Raw genomic sequence first — 1,626 nt, 5'->3', positions numbered from 1 at the left:
TTTGCTCTTTAAAAATCTGGATCAAGCTGAAAATTGAAACGACACACTGTTTCCTTTCTCCGTAATAAGAAAGGAAAAGCGGTGTGTTCGAGTCTCTCAAATTTTCACAACACGACTGTTTTACGAAACAGCTTCGGGTTGTGAGGTTAAGCGACTAAGCGTACACGGTGGATGCCCTGGCAGTCAGAGGCGATGAAGGACGTGCTAATCTGCGATAAGCGTCGGTAAGGTGATATGAACCGTTATAACCGGCGATTTCCGAATGGGGAAACCCAGTGTGATTCGTCACACTATCGTTAAGTGAATACATAGCTTAACGAAGCGAACCGGGGGAACTGAAACATCTAAGTACCCCGAGGAAAAGAAATCAACCGAGATTCCCCCAGTAGCGGCGAGCGAACGGGGAGCAGCCCAGAACCTGAATCAGTTTGTGTGTTAGTGGAAGCGTCTGGAAAGTCGCAGGGTACAGGGTGATACTCCCGTACACTAAAATGCACATTCTGTGAGTTCGAAGAGTAGGGCGGGACACGTGGTATCCTGTCTGAATATGGGGGGACCATCCTCCAAGGCTAAATACTCCTGACTGACCGATAGTGAACCAGTACCGTGAGGGAAAGGCGAAAAGAACCCCGGCGAGGGGAGTGAAACAGAACCTGAAACCGTGTACGTACAAGCAGTGGGAGCCTACTTGTTAGGTGACTGCGTACCTTTTGTATAATGGGTCAGCGACTTATATTCTGTAGCAAGGTTAACCGTATAGGGGAGCCGCAGGGAAACCGAGTCTTAACTGGGCGTTAAGTTGCAGGGTATAGACCCGAAACCCGGTGATCTAGCCATGGGCAGGTTGAAGGTTGGGTAACACTAACTGGAGGACCGAACCGACTAATGTTGAAAAATTAGCGGATGACTTGTGGCTGGGGGTGAAAGGCCAATCAAACCGGGAGATAGCTGGTTCTCCCCGAAAGCTATTTAGGTAGCGCCTCGTGAATTCATCTTCGGGGGTAGAGCACTGTTTCGGCTAGGGGGTCATCCCGACTTACCAACCCGATGCAAACTACGAATACCGAAGAATGTTATCACGGGAGACACACGGCGGGTGCTAACGTCCGTCGTGAAGAGGGAAACAACCCAGACCGCCAGCTAAGGTCCCAAAGTCATGGTTAAGTGGGAAACGATGTGGGAAGGCACAGACAGCCAGGATGTTGGCTTAGAAGCAGCCATCATTTAAAGAAAGCGTAATAGCTCACTGGTCGAGTCGGCCTGCGCGGAAGATGTAACGGGGCTAAACCATGCACCGAAGCTGCGGCAGCGACACTATGTGTTGTTGGGTAGGGGAGCGTTCTGTAAGCCGTTGAAGGTGGCCTGTGAGGGTTGCTGGAGGTATCAGAAGTGCGAATGCTGACATAAGTAACGATAAAGCGGGTGAAAAGCCCGCTCGCCGGAAGACCAAGGGTTCCTGTCCAACGTTAATCGGGGCAGGGTGAGTCGACCCCTAAGGCGAGGCCGAAAGGCGTAGTCGATGGGAAACAGGTTAATATTCCTGTACTCGGTGTTACTGCGAAGGGGGGACGGAGAAGGCTATGTTAGCCGGGCGACGGTTGTCCCGGTTTAAGCATGTAGGCGGAG

At 51.4% G+C, this 1,626-nt stretch carries 1 rRNA gene (cut by a window edge); it reads left to right on the top strand.

Going from position 1 to position 1,626, the window contains the following annotated elements:
- The first annotated feature begins 144 nt into the window (after window positions 1–144).
- Window positions 145–1,626, top strand: a 23S ribosomal RNA gene (locus EDF75_RS26990); it runs 1,500 nt beyond the window's last position.

The organism is Klebsiella sp. BIGb0149 (genome assembly GCF_004362605.1).
Classification (GTDB): Bacteria; Pseudomonadota; Gammaproteobacteria; order Enterobacterales; family Enterobacteriaceae; genus Klebsiella; species Klebsiella terrigena.
Note: the sequence above shows the minus strand (reverse complement) of the source record. Positions and strands in the feature narration are given on the sequence as shown.